At 35.3% G+C, this 16,658-nt stretch carries 16 protein-coding genes and 1 riboswitch; of the genes, 6 read left to right on the top strand and 10 right to left on the bottom strand.

Annotated features, from left to right (window positions below; translation table 11 throughout):
- Positions 1 to 119 precede the first annotated feature (119 nt).
- Positions 120 to 473, top strand: a complete 354-nt coding sequence (locus tag D1606_RS00375; RefSeq protein ID WP_119414032.1) for a YojF family protein — start codon at positions 120 to 122, stop codon at positions 471 to 473.
- A gap of 16 nt (positions 474 to 489) precedes the next feature.
- The gene (bshB2, locus tag D1606_RS00370; protein ID WP_119414031.1) at positions 490 to 1,182 is read left to right on the top strand and encodes a bacillithiol biosynthesis deacetylase BshB2; all 693 of its coding nucleotides are present in this window, start codon (positions 490 to 492) and stop codon (positions 1,180 to 1,182) included.
- A 204-nt stretch (positions 1,183 to 1,386) separates the two neighbouring features.
- On the opposite strand, the gene D1606_RS00365 is transcribed toward bshB2, so the two are convergent.
- The gene (locus D1606_RS00365) at positions 1,387 to 3,549 is read right to left on the bottom strand and encodes an ATP-dependent helicase (protein ID WP_119414030.1); all 2,163 of its coding nucleotides are present in this window, start codon (positions 3,547 to 3,549) and stop codon (positions 1,387 to 1,389) included.
- Between the two features lie 182 nt (positions 3,550 to 3,731).
- On the opposite strand from D1606_RS00365, the gene ilvA reads away from it, so the two are divergent.
- A complete protein-coding gene (ilvA, locus tag D1606_RS00360; RefSeq protein WP_119414029.1) occupies positions 3,732 to 4,991 on the top strand; it encodes a threonine ammonia-lyase IlvA in 1,260 nt (419 codons plus the stop codon).
- 88 nt (positions 4,992 to 5,079) lie between these two features.
- Here ilvA and D1606_RS00355 read toward each other — a convergent pair whose 3' ends face one another.
- From D1606_RS00355 to D1606_RS00340, 4 genes are all read right to left on the bottom strand, one after another.
- Positions 5,080 to 5,610 (bottom strand): hypothetical protein, encoded by a 531-nt coding sequence (locus D1606_RS00355; RefSeq protein ID WP_119414028.1) that lies wholly within the window; start codon positions 5,608 to 5,610, stop codon positions 5,080 to 5,082.
- A 323-nt stretch (positions 5,611 to 5,933) separates the two neighbouring features.
- A complete protein-coding gene (locus D1606_RS00350; RefSeq protein ID WP_119414027.1) occupies positions 5,934 to 6,731 on the bottom strand; it encodes an ABC transporter ATP-binding protein in 798 nt (265 codons plus the stop codon).
- Positions 6,724 to 7,746 carry an ABC transporter permease gene (locus D1606_RS00345; RefSeq protein ID WP_119414026.1) on the bottom strand — a complete coding sequence of 341 codons (1,023 nt, stop codon included), beginning with the start codon at positions 7,744 to 7,746 and terminating at the stop codon, positions 6,724 to 6,726. The genes D1606_RS00350 and D1606_RS00345 overlap by 8 nt, the downstream gene beginning before the upstream one ends.
- 16 nt (positions 7,747 to 7,762) lie before the next feature.
- The gene (locus D1606_RS00340) at positions 7,763 to 8,767 is read right to left on the bottom strand and encodes an ABC transporter substrate-binding protein (protein ID WP_119414025.1); all 1,005 of its coding nucleotides are present in this window, start codon (positions 8,765 to 8,767) and stop codon (positions 7,763 to 7,765) included.
- Positions 8,768 to 9,058: 291 nt separating this feature from the next.
- Positions 9,059 to 9,104, top strand: a riboswitch (PreQ1 riboswitch).
- Positions 9,105 to 9,111: 7 nt separating this feature from the next.
- Here D1606_RS00340 and D1606_RS00335 point away from each other — a divergent pair.
- The gene (locus D1606_RS00335; protein ID WP_119414024.1) at positions 9,112 to 9,597 is read left to right on the top strand and encodes a QueT transporter family protein; all 486 of its coding nucleotides are present in this window, start codon (positions 9,112 to 9,114) and stop codon (positions 9,595 to 9,597) included.
- A 61-nt stretch (positions 9,598 to 9,658) separates the two neighbouring features.
- Here D1606_RS00335 and D1606_RS00330 read toward each other — a convergent pair whose 3' ends face one another.
- Complete coding sequence (locus tag D1606_RS00330; protein WP_119414023.1) at positions 9,659 to 11,266, bottom strand: long-chain fatty acid--CoA ligase; 1,608 nt, start codon at positions 11,264 to 11,266, stop codon at positions 9,659 to 9,661.
- Between the two features lie 318 nt (positions 11,267 to 11,584).
- On the opposite strand from D1606_RS00330, the gene D1606_RS00325 reads away from it, so the two are divergent.
- Positions 11,585 to 11,911 carry a YflT domain-containing protein gene (locus D1606_RS00325; RefSeq protein ID WP_119414022.1) on the top strand — a complete coding sequence of 109 codons (327 nt, stop codon included), beginning with the start codon at positions 11,585 to 11,587 and terminating at the stop codon, positions 11,909 to 11,911.
- A 161-nt stretch (positions 11,912 to 12,072) separates the two neighbouring features.
- Here D1606_RS00325 and D1606_RS00320 read toward each other — a convergent pair whose 3' ends face one another.
- On the bottom strand, positions 12,073 to 13,020 hold the full coding sequence (locus D1606_RS00320) for an L-threonine 3-dehydrogenase (RefSeq protein ID WP_119414021.1): 948 nt from the start codon (positions 13,018 to 13,020) through the stop codon (positions 12,073 to 12,075).
- Positions 13,021 to 13,265: 245 nt separating this feature from the next.
- Between D1606_RS00320 and D1606_RS00315 the strand changes: the two genes are divergently transcribed.
- Positions 13,266 to 13,904: a hypothetical protein gene (locus D1606_RS00315; RefSeq protein ID WP_119414020.1), complete on the top strand. Its 639-nt coding sequence runs from the start codon at positions 13,266 to 13,268 to the stop codon at positions 13,902 to 13,904.
- Positions 13,905 to 14,012: 108 nt separating this feature from the next.
- Here the strand turns inward: D1606_RS00315 and D1606_RS00310 are convergent, their stop codons facing one another.
- The 3 genes from D1606_RS00310 to D1606_RS00300 are packed head-to-tail and all read right to left on the bottom strand — an operon-like array spanning position 14,013 to position 16,597.
- Positions 14,013 to 14,846 carry a MetQ/NlpA family ABC transporter substrate-binding protein gene (locus D1606_RS00310; RefSeq protein WP_119414019.1) on the bottom strand — a complete coding sequence of 278 codons (834 nt, stop codon included), beginning with the start codon at positions 14,844 to 14,846 and terminating at the stop codon, positions 14,013 to 14,015.
- 55 nt (positions 14,847 to 14,901) lie between these two features.
- On the bottom strand, positions 14,902 to 15,594 hold the full coding sequence (locus D1606_RS00305) for a methionine ABC transporter permease (RefSeq protein ID WP_119414018.1): 693 nt from the start codon (positions 15,592 to 15,594) through the stop codon (positions 14,902 to 14,904).
- Positions 15,584 to 16,597, bottom strand: a complete 1,014-nt coding sequence (locus D1606_RS00300) for a methionine ABC transporter ATP-binding protein (RefSeq protein ID WP_119414017.1) — start codon at positions 16,595 to 16,597, stop codon at positions 15,584 to 15,586. Before D1606_RS00300 ends, D1606_RS00305 begins: the two co-directional genes overlap by 11 nt.
- Positions 16,598 to 16,658 lie beyond the last annotated feature (61 nt).

Genomic DNA, 16,658 nt, shown 5'->3' with positions numbered 1-16,658 from the left:
CCCTATAGGGTAAGGACCTTTTTTAAAAAGCTATATTATAAAAATGCTTAGCAATCGCATTTACTTTAATAATTCTCTATACTATAGAGTAGATTCTATCTTCTGGAAGGAGCATTTTGATGGAAATAGTAGATACAAAAAAGCTGCAAGAACTTCTGAATTCCTTTGCAAATAAAGATGTCTATATACATTTAGAAACTACAAATGGGGCGTATGCAAGTCACTTTGATGAAAAAGTATTTAATGCAGGTGCCTTTATACGCAACGTAAAATTGAGCTATGAATTAGGTAAAGTAACCCCTGATGCACCTCATCGTGTTGGTTTAAAACTGCATAATGATGGTTGGGTTTACGCACAAGGTATTACACACTATGAACTAGATGAATTGGGTCGCTTATTAATGGCTGGACATGGCTACGATGGCAAATTGGCCGTTGCTTTAGAAATTAGCGAAACACCATTCGCTTATTAAAAGGAGTTGAAAAAACATGCTACAACCTGAACGTCAAATTCTTGTCGTATTCCCACATCCAGATGATGAAGCATTCGGAGTATCTGGAACATTAGCGCAATATGCAAAAGCAGGCACACCGATTACATATGCTTGTCTTACTTTAGGTGAAATGGGTCGAAATCTTGGTAATCCTCCATTCACTACACGTGAAGGACTTCCACTTATTCGTAAAGAAGAGTTGAAAGCTTCATGTGATGCAATCGGTATTAAAGATTTACGTATGATGGGCTTACGTGATAAAACCGTTGAATTTGAAGATGACGAGAAAATGGTTCAAATGATGACGGATCTTATTGACGAATTAAACCCTTCACTAATCATTACCTTCTATCCAAACTATGCAGTTCATCCTGACCATGAAGCAACTGCAAGAGCAGTAGTCCGAGCAGTACGACGCATCCCTGAAGAAAATCGTCCACGTCTTTATGGTGTTGCTTTTGCAAACGATACTCTAGAAGGACTTGGCGAACCAGATATCGTGAATGATATTCAAGATGTCAAAGAAGCTAAATGGAATTCTATGCATGCGCATATTTCACAAACTGGTTGGATTTTACAAGAAGAAGCCAAACGAAAAAATGAAGGTGCAACAGAAGATGATAACTGGCTTGTCATTGAACGTATGTATTCTTATCGTTGGCATGAAGATTTTGAAGAGAAATTCTAGAATTAGAAGTCCCTTTTGAAGAGGCTATCCAAAGTATGCTTCTAAATACTTTGGTATAGCCTTTTTTTAATAATACGCCTCAATAATATATTTCAGATTGAAACTGGATATAAAATATTCAATGTCATTTTTGCTATAAGATTCCGTTGAAAGATCTTTACTCTCATCGTAATTTTGTAAAATTATTGTGTATTCCTTATTTGCCTATGTTCTTTTTAAATATCCATGACTCAAACAAAAATCTAGCATGAACTTTTTAGGACCTACGGATTCAAAATCAATTTCAATTGAGTCTAACGTAATGCTTGTAATTCTTCCAACTCCATATAAATGATGTTCTACTTCATGTCCTATACTTAAATCTGATTCATCTGTAATTGCATTTTCAGATATTACTTGATAACTTGGGCGTTTAGGTTGTTTCCTTGCTGTCGTTTGTTTCACATCTTCTGGCGCGATGATTCTACGGACATTTTGAACAAAGCGTGATTCTTTTACATGCACATCACTTCGAACATTGTAAGTTAGCAATTCTAAATGATGACGTGCTCGTGTCATCCCCACATAAAAGAGGCGTGTTGCTTCTTCCATTTCATCTGTATTTCCTAATTCGTACTCTTTAATATCCTCATGATTTGGTAGAATCCCCTCGATTAAATCAATCATATATACACTGTCATATTCCAATCCTTTTGAACTATGTAGTGTTGATAGAGTTACAACGTTTTGGCCTTTATACATTTTAGAAGTTCGCATTAGCTTTTCAATTTCTTTTAAGCGTCGGGCAAATGATTCTAGATCTGGACGTTCTTTAGCAATTTGCTCTAATGTATTTAAAACGTCGAATAAGTTATCCTCATTCATCCGCAAATGTTCAGCCATGTTTTTTAAGGACTTATCATATCCTAATTTTTGGCGAATCATTTGAATCGCTTCATAAGGTTCTTGTATTTGAAGTTTATGAATGGTTTGCTTTGCCCTTTTTAGCACTTGCTCTTGGTACGGGGCATGGACAATTTTTTGCAACCGGTCAAATGCTGATTCTTTACTAGCACTTCTTTGTAGTTGTTGAATTTGTCCTTTTTTAATATAGGCGCCAATTTTTGTATAAACCTTTTCCAAAATATCGACGCGCGAATCATTATAAGAAAGTCTCATAATATTTAAAATATCTTCTACAATCCAATGACGGAAAAACTTTAACTCAACATCTTTCATATAGAAGGGAATGCCTTCATCCATTAGCTTATTGCACAGTAAAATGGCTGAGTTATTGTTGCGATATAAAATAGCAACTTCTGATGGATGTTCTGCTTTTTGTATTTCACCAACAACATAATTAAGTTGTAAATCATAGCGTTTCAAATTATGAATTTCAATTGGTTCACCCGCTGGATTTTCTGTGAACATCTTCTTCGGATAACGATGCCGATTCCTTTTAATAAATTCGTTTGCAGTATCTACTATTTCTGACGTCGAGCGATAGTTTTGTGCCATCGTCACAGTCTTGGCATTTGGATAGATCTTTTTAAAATTGAGAAGCTTTCTTACATCTGCTCCCCGCCACATAAAAATCGACTGATCATCGTCTGCTACTACACAAATATTAAATTGTGGAGCAGCTAGAAGATAGACAATTTCATGTTGAATAACTGAGTTATCTTGGCTTTCATCCGTTAAAATATATTCAAATCGTTGTTGATACTTGTTTCGTAAGAACTCGTCTTCACTCAATGCTTTATAACAATAAGTTAACATATCATCAAAATCTAATAGCACTAATCCTGGATATTGGACCTTAAAAGCTTCGTACTGTTTATACATATCTACAAGCCCTGGCATCATCGTCTTTTTTTGAACAAGAGAATCTTCAGGAATCATTCTATTTTTGACAAAACTACAGTATGTTATTAGTTCATCCATTTCATCTTCAGAAGGAATTGTATTGCGTTTTTGTGCGAAGATATTCCGCAAAATTGTCTTTTTATCAAAATCATTGTTCAGATTTCCCTCAATAATTTCAAAGTTTTGGTGATGAATAGAGAAATACTCGCGTACAATTTGAAATGCAATACTATGAATTGTAGAAAAGTGAACACGTTCACGAATAACAGATGAGAAGAATTGATCAAACCTTGCAGCCATGTCTACGGCTGAAGCCTTACTAAAAGTGATGGCTAGAATTTTATGTGCAGGTACTTTTTTTACCAATAATAAATACCCTATTTTCATATTCAATGTTGTTGTTTTCCCTGACCCTGGGGATGCAAGTAGTAATAGCGGTCCTTTCGAATAACGTACAGCTTTTTGTTGTACTTCATTCAGACATACTCCTGTCAACTTTTGCATCTTCTCAAAAAAGTTCATACTGCACTAACCTTCCTCTTATTATGTTCTTTCTATTATAACGAAAATATCGTTCGTATAACCTTTTTCATCATTTTTGTAATTATTATATAAAATATTTAGAATTGACTTAAAATTTCGGATTTTTAGAGCTATAATTAGTTAAACTCTTTTGAATCTTACAGAAAGTGGGAGGTTTTAATGTGACTGTACAAGACAAAACTGTACAGGTGGAAAACGTACTAATCGCCTATCAATTTTTGAAGGATGTCGTCGTACATACACCTTTACAAAAGAATGAATATTTATCAGAAAAATATGAAAGTAATGTTTACTTAAAACGTGAAGATTTACAACATGTTCGCTCGTTTAAACTTCGCGGGGCCTACTATAAAATTAAAACAATCGAAGAACAAGCACGTGAAAAAGGTGTTGTTTGTGCAAGTGCAGGAAATCATGCACAAGGTGTAGCTTATGCTTGTGCACATTTAGGCATTTACGGGCATATTTTCATGCCAACAACCACACCAAAGCAAAAGATTGATCAAGTAAGGATGTTTGGTCGTGAATTCGTCGAAATTATTTTAGCTGGAGATACTTTCGATGATTCCGCGAAAAGTGCAATGGAGTTTTCTGATGCAGATGGTCATATTTTCATCCATCCATTCGATGATGCAGATATTATTGCCGGACAAGGTACAGTTGCTGTGGAAGTGATGAATGATATTGAAGAGCCACTTGATTTTGTATTTGCTAGTATTGGGGGCGGCGGACTAATCTCCGGAATCTCTGCGTACGTTAAAAATCTTTCACCACAATCCTCTATTATTGGTGTTGAACCTGCTGGTGCAGCAAGTATGAAAGAAGCTCTTGCTGAAGGTCATCCAGTCGAGTTACCTCATATTGATAAGTTCGTGGATGGAGCAGCTGTTCAATGTGTTGGAGAAAAAACATTTGAGATTTGTAAAAAGTATGTAGACGATATTGTTACAGTACCTGAGGGAAAAGATTGTACGACAATTTTAGATTTATATAATAAGCACGCAATTATTGCAGAGCCTGCTGGTGCTCTACCTGTTGCTGCACTCGATTATTATAAAGATCAAATTAAAGGCAAATCTGTTGTTTGTATCATTAGTGGCGGTAACAATGATATTAGTCGTATGCAAGAGATAAAAGAAAAATCACTTATTCATGAAGGATTATTATATTATTTCCTTGTTAGTTTTCCACAACGAGCTGGTGCACTTCGCCAATTCCTAACGGAAGTATTAGGACCAGAGGATGATATTACAACCTTTGAATATACAAAGAAAAATAATAAAGAAAGTGGTCCTGCACTAGTAGGCATCGAATTAAAAAATCCTGAAGATTATGCAGGATTACTCGATCGCATGAAGCATAATGGATTTTCTTTCAAAGAAGTAAACAATGATAGTACACTATTTGCATTATTAGTATAAGTATGTAGCTTAACTTTAAATAAAACAAATTGAAATCTTCCTACGTAACGTAACAAAACCTCCAAAGAAGCCATGATCTTTGGAGGTTTTACTGTATTGAATAGTTGTTATGAAATGCTGATACTTTACTTTTTTTATGATTTTCAAACTCATTTAGAAGCTGTTCATGCATCGTTTTAGCATTTTGTACGCTAACCCAAAATATATCAAAAGAGTAACCAGACACTGTCGGGTTCCATTTACTAAGGCGCTTTTGGATGTCTTTTCCATACTTTTCCGATGTAGAAATAACCGTTGATCTACCAATGCCAGGATGATTTATGCATTGTATATCTTCAATTTCATACCAATAGATTTTATGATGACTAAAATCTATCTTAACCCCTTCATCGTCCCAGCAAATCCCACGTTTCTTTATACGAGCAATCAAATAATAAAAGCCTAAAAATGAAAATGAAAAATAAACACATATTCCAACAAAAAGCATAACAAATTGACGCCATGTCCAACTAGTTAAATCCGGATTGTTAGCAATTTGAGCAATAGCACCAACAATTGTTAAAAAGCCTACGACTAATAATAAAAGTGTACTCCATAAATTTGGCAAAAATTTATTCATATGAATGCTCCTCGACTCTTGGTAGATTCGTTAATGGTAACTGAATTTATTCTATTATAACGGATATTTGTTTGCAGGACCTTTTTTGTTTATTAAACTTAATTTAATTATATCCTTTAGGCTATAATAATTCATTTTCTTAGGCGTATGAGTATGAGCGATTCGATTTAATATTAAGTTTTTTATTTAAAAGCATAAATTTCCTTTCTAGAAAGACGATTTTCGGGTGCACGGTTTCAATTTCAAACAAATCATGTAAAAAATAGAGAAAAAGGCGACTTTCCGTTCAAAGTAAAACAGAAAGTCACCGGTATTTCTCCTTATTAAACACTTAATAGAGTTCGATCTGACACCATTTTCTCTCCACGTATACGTTGGAATTCGGCCATTAAATCATCGATTTGTAAATCTTTTTTCGCTGATGGTTCTACTTCTAAAATGATTTGTCCCTTATCCATCATAATTAGTCGATTTCCTAAGTCAATGGCTTGTTGCATATTATGCGTTACCATTAATGTAGTTAGGTTATCTTTTTCAACAAGTTGTTTAGTAAGATTCGTGATTAGTTCCGCTCTTGATGGATCAAGTGCCGCTGTATGTTCATCAAGCAAGAGAATATTAGGCTTAGTAAAAGTTGCCATTAATAGTGATAATGCTTGGCGTTCCCCACCTGATAAAAGACCGACCTTCGCATTTAAGCGATTTTCTAGATTTAAATGTAAGGTTGCTAAAGATTCTTTAAAAAATTCTCTACGTTTTTTATTTACACCAATACGTAGTGAACGTTTTTGATGACGCGAATACGCAATGGCAAGGTTCTCCTCGATTGTCATCGTTGGCGCTGTTCCTGCCATTGGATCTTGGAATACACGACCTATAAATTGTGAACGTTTATATTCTGGTAATCTTGTTACATCTTTACCATCAATTTTTATATGCCCAAAGTCAGGAAGTAAAGCTCCGGAAATCATGTTCATCATTGTTGACTTTCCAGCACCGTTACTACCAATAACCGTGACAAAATCCCCTTCTTTTAAGTCTAGAGTAATATTATCTAGAGCTACTTTTTCATCGGGCGTTGCTTCATTGAAGATTTTGTTGATTCCTTTTAGGTTAAGCAATTGTCTTCGCCTCCCGTCTTTCTGCTAAAGCACGTTCTGCACGACGTTTTGCTTTTCGAACCTTGTCTTTCCGTTTTTTTCGAAGCGTTGGTACTACTAATGCTATGACAACTATAATTGCTGTGATTAACTTCATATCTCCTGTATCTAAAAACTCTACTTGTAATGCTAATGCAAGAACAATTCGATAAATAATCGCACCGAAAATGACAGCAAATGTTGTACGAACGATTGTCTTTGTTCCGAAAATGGCTTCCCCAATAATAACAGAAGCTAAACCAATAACGATCATGCCGATTCCCATTCCAACATCAGCAAATTTACCATATTGTGCAATTAGAGCGCCTGATAGTGCAACCAGTCCATTGGATAAACCTAACCCTAAAATCACTAGTGTATCTGTATTTGCAGAGAAACTACGAATCATCTTGTCGTTATCTCCTGTTGCACGAATTGCTAAACCCACTTCTGTTTTTAAGAACCAGTCGAAGGTAAACTTAATCGCAAATGTCAAAACGAACATGATAAAAATTGTGCCCCATGTATTCGGAACATGTTCTACACCTAAGCTTAGTAACATGTTGTTTAAAGCAGTATCTATTCCAAGCTTTTCCCAAAATCCAAAAAATAGAGTAAAAAGTGAATCTGAGTTTGCGAGTGGAATATTCGGGCGTCCAACAGCTGTATCTATAGTCAATCCCATAATTCGCAAGTTAATGGAGTATAAAGCAATCATCATTAATATCCCTGATAGTAGTGGATTGATTTTTGCTTTAGTGTGTAGGAGGCCTGTAATTGAACCGGCAACAAAGCCAGCTAATGTTGCACATAATGTGGAAATAATCGGATTGTATCCTAGTGTAATCATTGTTGCTGCGGTTGCGGCACCTGTTACAAAACTGCCGTCTACTGTTAAATCAGGAAAATCTAACACTCGGAATGTTAGATACACTCCGAGTGCCATAATAGCGTAGATGATCCCTTGCTCCACTGAGCCAAAAATTGCTGTAAACACATGAATCATCTCCAATCTATTTAACTACTTCTGCTTTCCATTCTTCTTTAATGTCTACGCCAATTTTATCTGCTGTTGTTTTGTTAATTTCCAACTTTAAGTTTGCAGGGTATGCTACAGGAATATCTGCTGGCTTTTTACCATCCTTTAGAATTTCTACAGCTTTTTGTCCAGCTTCATAACCAATATCATAATAACTGAAACCGTATGCTCCAAGACCACCGCGTGCTACTGAATCTAATTCCCCTACCATGACAGGAATTTTCTTGTCATTTGCTACATCTAATACAGATTCAAGAGCTGATACTACTGTGTTATCAGTAATAATGTAAATTGCATCAACTTTACTAACTAGTGATTCTGTCGCTTGTTTTACCTCCGCTGATGTAGATGCAGATGCTTCTACTATTGTAATTCCAGCATTTTTTGCTTCCTTTTTCACTCTATCAACTTGTACTCGTGAATTTTGTTCACCAGAGTTAAATACCATTCCTACTTTTTTAGCCCCTAATTGTTCGGATAAGAACTTCACAGTATCTGGAATTGCTTCAGGATGTGTATCTACCGTTCCTGTTACGTTACCACCTGGTTTTTCCATTGATTTAACTAATTCTGCCCCTACTGCATCTGTTACTGATGTGAACACAATTGGGATATCAGATGTTGCTGCTGCTACAGCTTGAGCACTTGGTGTTGAATTTGCAAAGATCAAATCCGCTCCGCTGCCTACTAAATTATTAGCTGCTGTTGTATTAACACTTTGATCGCCTTGCGCAATTTCTGTTTGATACTCAACTTTTAAACCAGCATCTTTTAGTGCTGCTTTAAATCCTTTTGTAGCTTCGTTTAATGATGGATGCTCCACTATTTGTGTTATACCAACTTTATATGTTTTGCTATCTGCCCCTGCATTTGAATCTTCTTTGTTAGATGATGAATCATTTTTGCTACCACATGCTGCTAAGGCTAAAACGACTATAGCTGTTATTAAAAGTAATACATACTTTTTTGTTTTCTTCATATAGCAATCCCCCTATTTTTCTTCTATATAATAAAGAATTATTGTAATATTACAGAATGCTCTTACAATAGTCAATAATATTTAGAATATTTGAAAACTTTAAGACGCCAAACTTTAGCGCTTCAACCCGTTGAATCATTGGCGTATAAGGAGTTCCGGAGTCCTCCTTTAATTTGTGTCTAATTTGTGAATTTTTTAATGTACTCAATAGCCTATTTAATCACTCTTTTAATTAATGAAAGTTTGACATTCTATTTTCATAGATTTAAAATTGATTTTTGGTTGATTAAAAGTAACGTGGTTCGAGACCATCCCACGTAAAAAAAACTAGGGGGAACTTAATAATGAAGACAAAATCTTTAGCAGTTAGCGCAATTATTGCCGCTCTTTACGTTGCGGTTTCAATGCTTATTGCGCCCTTTGGCTTTACAAATGTACAATTTCGCATATCAGAAATGTTCAATCATCTTGTTGTTTTTAACAAAAAATATATGATTGGCATTGTACTTGGTGTAGTTGTCACTAATCTTTTCTCACCACTTGGAACGTATGATTTAGTATTTGGTGTAGGACAATCGATTCTAGCACTTAGCATTACTATTTTTTCGGCTCGCTTTATCAAAGGCCAACTATCTCGCATGATTTTCAATACAATTGTGTTCACGATTACAATGTTCATCATTGCAATTGAGTTGAATCTTGCGTTAAATCTACCATTCCTATTTACATGGTTGACAGTAGCTGTTGGTGAATTTGTTGTAATGGCTGTCGGAATTCCCGTTATATCAGCACTTAATAAGCGCATTCACTTTGGTCGATTAATAGATTAGTATTTTATAAAAAAGAGCAATTTCCTGTCAGGTTGACATAGGAAATTGCTCTTTTGTAATTTTATAATTTTAGACTTTTTAAATCTTCTCGAAGTTTTGCTTTTAGGAATTTCCCAACAGATGTCTTAGGGATTTCCTTTAAGAAAACTACATGATCTGGTACCCACCATTTTGCAAATTGTCCTTCTAAATAGGTAAGTAATTGTTCTTTTGTCGTTGTTCTTCCTTCTTTTAGAACGATACATGCTAACGGCCTTTCTTGCCATTTTTCATCTGGTATCGCAATAACGGCTGCTTCAAACACATCTTCATGTGTCATTAAAGCGTTTTCAAGATCTACCGAGGAAATCCATTCTCCCCCACTCTTAATCAGATCTTTTACACGATCAGTTATTTTAATATAACCTTCAGGTGTCATGACTGCGATGTCTCCTGTATATAACCAACCGTCTTTAAATGCTTCTGCTGTTCTTTCGTCACGATAGTATTCGTCGGCAATCCATGGTCCCCTGATTGTTAACTCACCCATCGTCTTTCCGTCCCAAGGCACTTCACCAGTCTCATTTACAACACGAGTTTCGATCAAAGATACTGTTAAACCTTGTGTTGCACGAATGTCTAATTTTTCTTCTTTTGACCATTGCTCCATTTCAGTAGTATAGGTAGATAAACTAACTATCGGTGAAGTTTCTGTCATACCATAGCCTACGATAAATGGTACGTTATACTTTTCTTCAAAGGCTTTGATCAAACCTTTCGGTGAAGCTGATCCACCACTTATAATGGTACGTAAAGAAGAAATATCTCTAGGATTCCCTTCTAATTCTTTTAAAACCCCTAGCCAAATTGTTGGTACGCCGGCTGTTAATGTCACTTTTTCTTGTTCTATCAAATCTAATAATAATGCTGGCGTGAACATTGGGCCTGGTAATACTTGAGTTGTTCCAAAATTAACTGCAGCAAAAGGCATTCCCCATGCATTTACATGGAACATTGGAACAACTGGCATAGCCACATCACTTTCGCGAATCCCAAGTGAATCTGCTAAACCAAGTGCTATACTGTGAAGTACTAAACTACGATGCGTATAAACAACGCCCTTAGGAAATCCTGTAGTTGCACTTGTATAGCACATCCCAGCTGGCATATTTTCATCTAAGTCCTCTGGGAATTCGTAATCCTCTCCCGCATCGGCTAGTAATTGTTCGTATGAATGAACATTCTCTAGCGTTGTTTCAGGTAGTTCTAATCCATCTTGCATGACGACAATATGTTTTACTGACTTTAACATTGGAATTGCCTTTTCTACCAATGGAAATAGATCCCCATCAATTAATAGAATCTCATCTTCTGCATGATTGATAATATAAATAATATGTTCTGGTGAGAGACGGATATTAATCATGTGAAGAACTGCTCCTGCACAAGGAACCGCAAAATATGCTTCTAAATGTCGATGATGATTCCATGCAAAAGAACCAACCTTTGTGCCCCTCTTCATGCCTAATTTCGTTAAAGCTTTTGCTAACTTTCTAGTACGTTGTCCAAACTCCTTGTAAGTTATACGATGAATCGTATTTTCTGCCGTTCTTGAAATAATGAGTTTCTTTGGAAAATAACGCTCTGCCCTCTTTACGAAATCTGTTAATACTAACGGTGCTTGCATCATGTTAAATCATCTCCTTTGTAAAAATACTTTTAAAAACACATCAAGTAAGTTTTCACATAATGTAGATATTTTCCATCCATATTATGCATTTATCTATATGAGACCCAATTCCATTAGTAAACTTTATTTAAAAAGTTTAAAAATAATGAAATCAATTCAATCTAGTTAATACTATGATTTCTTAAGAGAATTATGTGTGAATATATGGTAGTAGATTAAAATATTTTATACCGATGTACGCTGAAAATATGAAAACAACGTGTATTCTTGTCACTTTTGGGAATAACTTAAGGAGAATTCAAATAGGAGGAGAAGCTTATGATTCATAATTTTTCTGTAGAAAATGTAGTTCAAGCAAAAAGTCAGATTGAGAAGTTGGAATCACAAGGTCTTAAACGTGATAGTATTTATGTTTTTGCCCACTACGATGAACGTGAAGAAGATATTACTAATGCTTTCAAAACTGCTGAAGTAGGGATGAAGGACCAAGGCTTTTTTAATACGATGAAAAATATTATCGTTTCTCGTGGAAACGAACTTCGCAACCAAATGGAAGCTATAGGGTTAAGCAAAGAAGAAGCAGCTGTTGCAGAAAAAGAGTTAGATCAAGGTAAACTTATTATTATCGCTAAAGGATTGCAATAAATTTTTAGTTAGGCGTTGTTGTTTCTATTTTAGTGAGGTTTATTTCTTTTTGGTGGTTTTTATTTCTTTTTTAGAGTGTTTTATTTCTTTTTGGCACTCCTTTATTTCATAAAAAAGAGAATCCCAATTCATCCAGAATGGGATTCTCTTTTTGTTCAAAATTATGCTGAATGGCTAATTTTTTTTTCTAATTTTTTTAGCATATCTATTGTCATTGCATCTAAATCATATTTTGCGTTAAATCCCCATTCCTCTTTTGCGGCACTTGCATCAAGAGAATCTGGCCAGCTATCTGCAATCGCTTGACGAACGGGATCTACGTCATAATCCATTTTGAATTTAGGCATTTGTTTGCGAATAGAAGCAGCTATTTGTTCAGGTTCAAAACTCATAGCTGTTAAGTTAAAGGCATTTCTGTGTATTAACTTATCTGGGTTTGCTTCCATCAAGTCAACAATTGCTTGTAAGGCATCTGGCATATACATCATATCCATGTAAGTATCTTTTGCGATATAAGACGTATATTTTCCTTCTTGTACAGCTTTGTAGTAAATATCAACAGCATAATCTGTTGTACCACCACCAGGAGGCGTAACATTTGAGATTAAACCTGGGAAACGGACACCGCGTGTATCTAATCCAAAACGAGTATGATAGTAGTCACATAAAAGCTCACCAGCCACTTTGTTAACACCATACATGGTTGTTGGACGTTGCAAAGTATCTTGAGGCGTATTATGTTTTGGTGTTGAAGGTCCAAATGCACCGATAGAACTTGGTGTGAAGAATTGTAAACCTAATTCACGAGAAACTTCTAATGCATTAACAAGGCCACCCATATTTAAATTCCAAGCGAATAGTGGTTTTTCTTCTGCAGTTGCAGATAATAACGCCGCCATATGCATCATTGTATCGGCACCAAATGCTTTTGCTATATCGTGCATACGTGTAGCATCCATGACATCAAGAACCTCAAACGGTCCTGCTTGTGTAGATACTTTTCTTATATCTGTCGCCAACACATTATCCTTACCATATTCATCGCGTAATTTCGCCACTAACTCAGATCCAATTTGTCCACATGCACCAGTAATCATAATTTTTTTCATTGTTACTCCTCCTTCTGTCAACTACATATGTATTTTTGGAGTGTACATATTTTATAAAAATACAACTGTATTTTTAGAGTGTACATTAATAACGCTTTTATTTAACGTTATTACTATATTTTTCGTTAAAAATATTATATATTGTATTCTTTAAAAACACAATAGTTGTTTCTCTTAAAAGAACACATATACAAAAAGACTTTTTTGAATATTTTAATTATAATAAATGAAAAGGAGTGAAGCTCATGCAATTATGGAAATTGACACTGATTTATTTATTTGCAATTATCGCTTGTACTTTTTTGCTATTAATGGATATATCTAAATGGCTAATTTTCATTTTACTTTTTCTTTATGTTTTTTCATTTACCATGTATCCTCACTTCAACGCATTATTATGGACAAACAATCTAAAAAAAGTGGAACATTTTCTTGAATCAAATAAGCATCGCTCTCTCTATGCATACCCTTATGCAATCGCACATCAGACTGTCGCCGAACAAAAAGCCGCTCTACAAAAAATAATCACCTCCTATAAGCAACCGTACGTCAAGCATAACTACGCTTCTATACTTGCAATGCTAGAGAAGGATTATCATCGTGCCTTATCTGAAGCAAAGCAAATTACAAGAGAACCATTCCAAAGCTATATGATTGCCCACAGTGAAGTATTTTTAGGAAACTATGAACAAGCTAAAGCTTTAATACCCAAATTCACAGAAAAGTGGATGTCGCCTTCCATTGAAAGTTTAATCTCTTTTAAACAACAAGATAGGAAAAATTTTAAGTATCATTCAACAAAAGCTATTAAACAAGCTAGAGGTATTCAAAAGTATTTGCTCGTTTATAGCTTTCAAGAAATGGAAGGGAAAATGAAAAGCTGATTGGCTGCTTTTCTATAAAAGAATATTGAATAGCCCATATAAAAAGGGAAATTGCGCCAGGCAATTTCCCTTTTTGTTTATATCGAACATATGCGATTAGGACTGATTCTATTTATTTTTCATCCAATCAGGTTTACCAAATCCTTTGAATTGTGAATCGATTACTTTTTCAAATTCATCAGATTCAACAACTTCTTTAAGATCTTTTGCAAGTTGTGAATTTTCATCTGCTTCACGCACTGCTACGACATTACGGAATTGATCAGGCATGTTTTCTAGGAATACGGCATCGTCTAATTTCATACCTGCTGCTAATGCAAAGTTTCCTGGTACACCAGCTAGATCCGCACTTTCTACAGCACGAGGAAGTCCTGCTGCTTCAATTTCTTTGAATTTTAAGTTTTTAGGATTTTCCTTTATATCTTTTGTAGAAGCTTTTAATTGGTCAATATTATCATCAATTTTGACTAGTCCCTGATCTTGTAAAGATTTTAAAGTACGAGCTAAGTTTGATGGGTCGTTTGCAATGGCAATTGTTGCTCCATCTTTGATATCATCGACTGATTTATATTTTTTAGAGAAAAAGCCCATTGGTGCTGTTGGTACAATGATTAGACCTTTGATTTTTGTTCCATTTTGTTTGTTAAAGTTTTCTAAGTAGATAGAGTGTTGGAATAAATTCGCATCAATGTCACCAGAATCTAATGCTTTGTTCGGTTGGATATAATCACTAAATTCTTTTAACTCTACTTTGTATCCTTTCTTTTCAAGCTCCGGTACGATTGCTTTTTTAAGCATATCACTATATGGACCTGCTGTTGCACCAATTGTAATGTCTTTTGTTTTTGTTGCTTTACTTGTATCTTTTGATTTATCTCCACCACAAGCCGCTAAAGCCACTGCTAGTACTAGCGTTAATACGCTAAACAAAAATTTCTTCATGTTTAAAACCCCCAATTTTTTATAAAAAGCTATTTTTTCAGAATGCTAGTTACTTTTAACGTTTATCGACTGCTTTTGCAATCGCGTCTCCTGCTAATTGAATTGCTTGGACAATGATGATTAATATCACAACTGTCGCGATCATAATAGTGTTGTCATAACGGTAGTAGCCAAAGCGAATTGCTAGGTCACCAATACCACCACCACCGATGATTCCTGCCATTGCTGAGTATGCTACTAAACTAATAATTGTCATGGTGATTCCTTGAATGACACCAGACTTTGCTTCTGGGAGTAACACGTCCTTAATAATCATCCAACGCGTCGCTCCTACAGCAATAGACGCCTCAATAACACCTTTATCAATTTCTCGAAGTGATGTTTCAACAAGTCTTGCGAAAAACGGAATTGATGCGACTGACAAAGAAACACTTGCTGCAATAGGCCCTATCGTATCGCCTATTAACCACTTAGTAACTGGGAATAACGCTACTAAAAGAATGATATATGGAATTGAACGTATTAAGTTAACGATAAAGCCAACCACTACATTCACAAAGCGGTTACCAAGTAAACCGGATCTACTTGTAGAAAACAAGCCTTTTCCTGTGATGAATAAAAGCAAACCAAGTGGTAAACCAATCACCAAGGCTACTGCTAAAGAAATCCCTACCATTAGAAGCGTTTGACCAAATGCTTTCCAAATATCAGGAAGCATTTCTGTAAAATGACTAGGATCAAATAACATTGTCTAACACCTCCACTGTGACTCCACGACTTTCCATATAGGAAATCGAACGGTTAATATCTGCAACTTGCCCATTCAGTTCCATTAGGAAAATGCCGAGTGGCCTTTCCTGTATATATTCAATCGTGCCATGTAGAAAGTTCCCACGTACTTCAAATTGTTGTAGCATATCTGAAATGACACCTTCGCCAGCTACATCACCTTTGAATAAGATTTTAACAATTCTCCCTTTGACGTTTTGTAAAATGGTTGGTGGAATATCAAACGACACTACACTGTTTATAAATTCTTGCGTTAGGGGCTTTTCAGGGTTGGCGAAAATATCATAAACCGCCCCTTCTTCGATTACCTTTCCATTTTGCATAATCGCCATGCGATCACAAATTTCCTTCACAACGTCCATTTCATGTGTTATTAGAATAATTGTAATACCAAGTTCTCGGTTGATTTTCTTTAACAATCGTAAAATAGAGGTTGTTGTTGTTGGGTCAAGCGCTGATGTTGCTTCATCGCAAAGTAATATAGAGGGGTTATTAGCTAATGCTCTTGCGATTCCCACACGCTGTTTTTGTCCACCACTTAACTGGGCTGGAAACACATCTTTTTTATCTGACAAACCAACCATATGGAGCAACTCTTTGACTCTTTCATTTCTCTTTTCTTTTGATATATTTGCAGCTTTCAATGCAAACTCAATATTTTCCCCTACTGTTTTTTGGCTAATTAAGTAAAAGTGTTGGAAAATCATCCCGATTTTCAATCGTGCTTGTCGAAGTTGCTCACCTTTTAATTTTGTTAAATCTTGACCATCGATTAATATCTGTCCATCTGTTGGCTGTTCTAATAAATTAATGCACCGTAATAAGGAACTCTTGCCTGCTCCAGAATAACCAACTATTCCAAATATCTCTCCGTTATCAATTGTCAATGAGACATGATCTACACCGGTTACGCTTTTCTTTTTTACCTTGTAAATCTTTGATACATTTTGTATTTCCAGCATATACATCCCTCTAATCATTGTTAAATTACTATTGCACAAAAATTCATAATTTCTATTGAAA

The organism is Rummeliibacillus sp. POC4, assembly GCF_003576525.1.
Taxonomy (GTDB): Bacteria; Bacillota; Bacilli; order Bacillales_A; family Planococcaceae; genus Rummeliibacillus.
This window is presented reverse-complemented; position numbering and strand designations above follow the sequence as displayed.

Excerpts from the sequence above, each read along its gene's own strand:
- D1606_RS00375 (WP_119414032.1), top strand. The coding sequence starts at position 120 with ATGGAAATAGTAGATACAAAAAAGCTGCAAGAACTTCTGAATTCCTTT.
- bshB2 (WP_119414031.1), top strand. The coding sequence starts at position 490 with ATGCTACAACCTGAACGTCAAATTCTTGTCGTATTCCCACATCCAGAT.
- D1606_RS00365 (WP_119414030.1), bottom strand. The coding sequence starts at position 3,549 with ATGAACTTTTTTGAGAAGATGCAAAAGTTGACAGGAGTATGTCTGAAT.
- D1606_RS00355 (WP_119414028.1), bottom strand. The coding sequence starts at position 5,610 with ATGAATAAATTTTTGCCAAATTTATGGAGTACACTTTTATTATTAGTC.
- D1606_RS00340 (WP_119414025.1), bottom strand. The coding sequence starts at position 8,767 with ATGAAGAAAACAAAAAAGTATGTATTACTTTTAATAACAGCTATAGTC.
- D1606_RS00335 (WP_119414024.1), top strand. The coding sequence starts at position 9,112 with ATGAAGACAAAATCTTTAGCAGTTAGCGCAATTATTGCCGCTCTTTAC.
- D1606_RS00330 (WP_119414023.1), bottom strand. The coding sequence starts at position 11,266 with ATGATGCAAGCACCGTTAGTATTAACAGATTTCGTAAAGAGGGCAGAG.
- D1606_RS00325 (WP_119414022.1), top strand. The coding sequence starts at position 11,585 with ATGATTCATAATTTTTCTGTAGAAAATGTAGTTCAAGCAAAAAGTCAG.
- D1606_RS00320 (WP_119414021.1), bottom strand. The coding sequence starts at position 13,020 with ATGAAAAAAATTATGATTACTGGTGCATGTGGACAAATTGGATCTGAG.
- D1606_RS00315 (WP_119414020.1), top strand. The coding sequence starts at position 13,266 with ATGCAATTATGGAAATTGACACTGATTTATTTATTTGCAATTATCGCT.
- D1606_RS00310 (WP_119414019.1), bottom strand. The coding sequence starts at position 14,846 with ATGAAGAAATTTTTGTTTAGCGTATTAACGCTAGTACTAGCAGTGGCT.
- D1606_RS00305 (WP_119414018.1), bottom strand. The coding sequence starts at position 15,594 with ATGTTATTTGATCCTAGTCATTTTACAGAAATGCTTCCTGATATTTGG.
- D1606_RS00300 (WP_119414017.1), bottom strand. The coding sequence starts at position 16,597 with ATGCTGGAAATACAAAATGTATCAAAGATTTACAAGGTAAAAAAGAAA.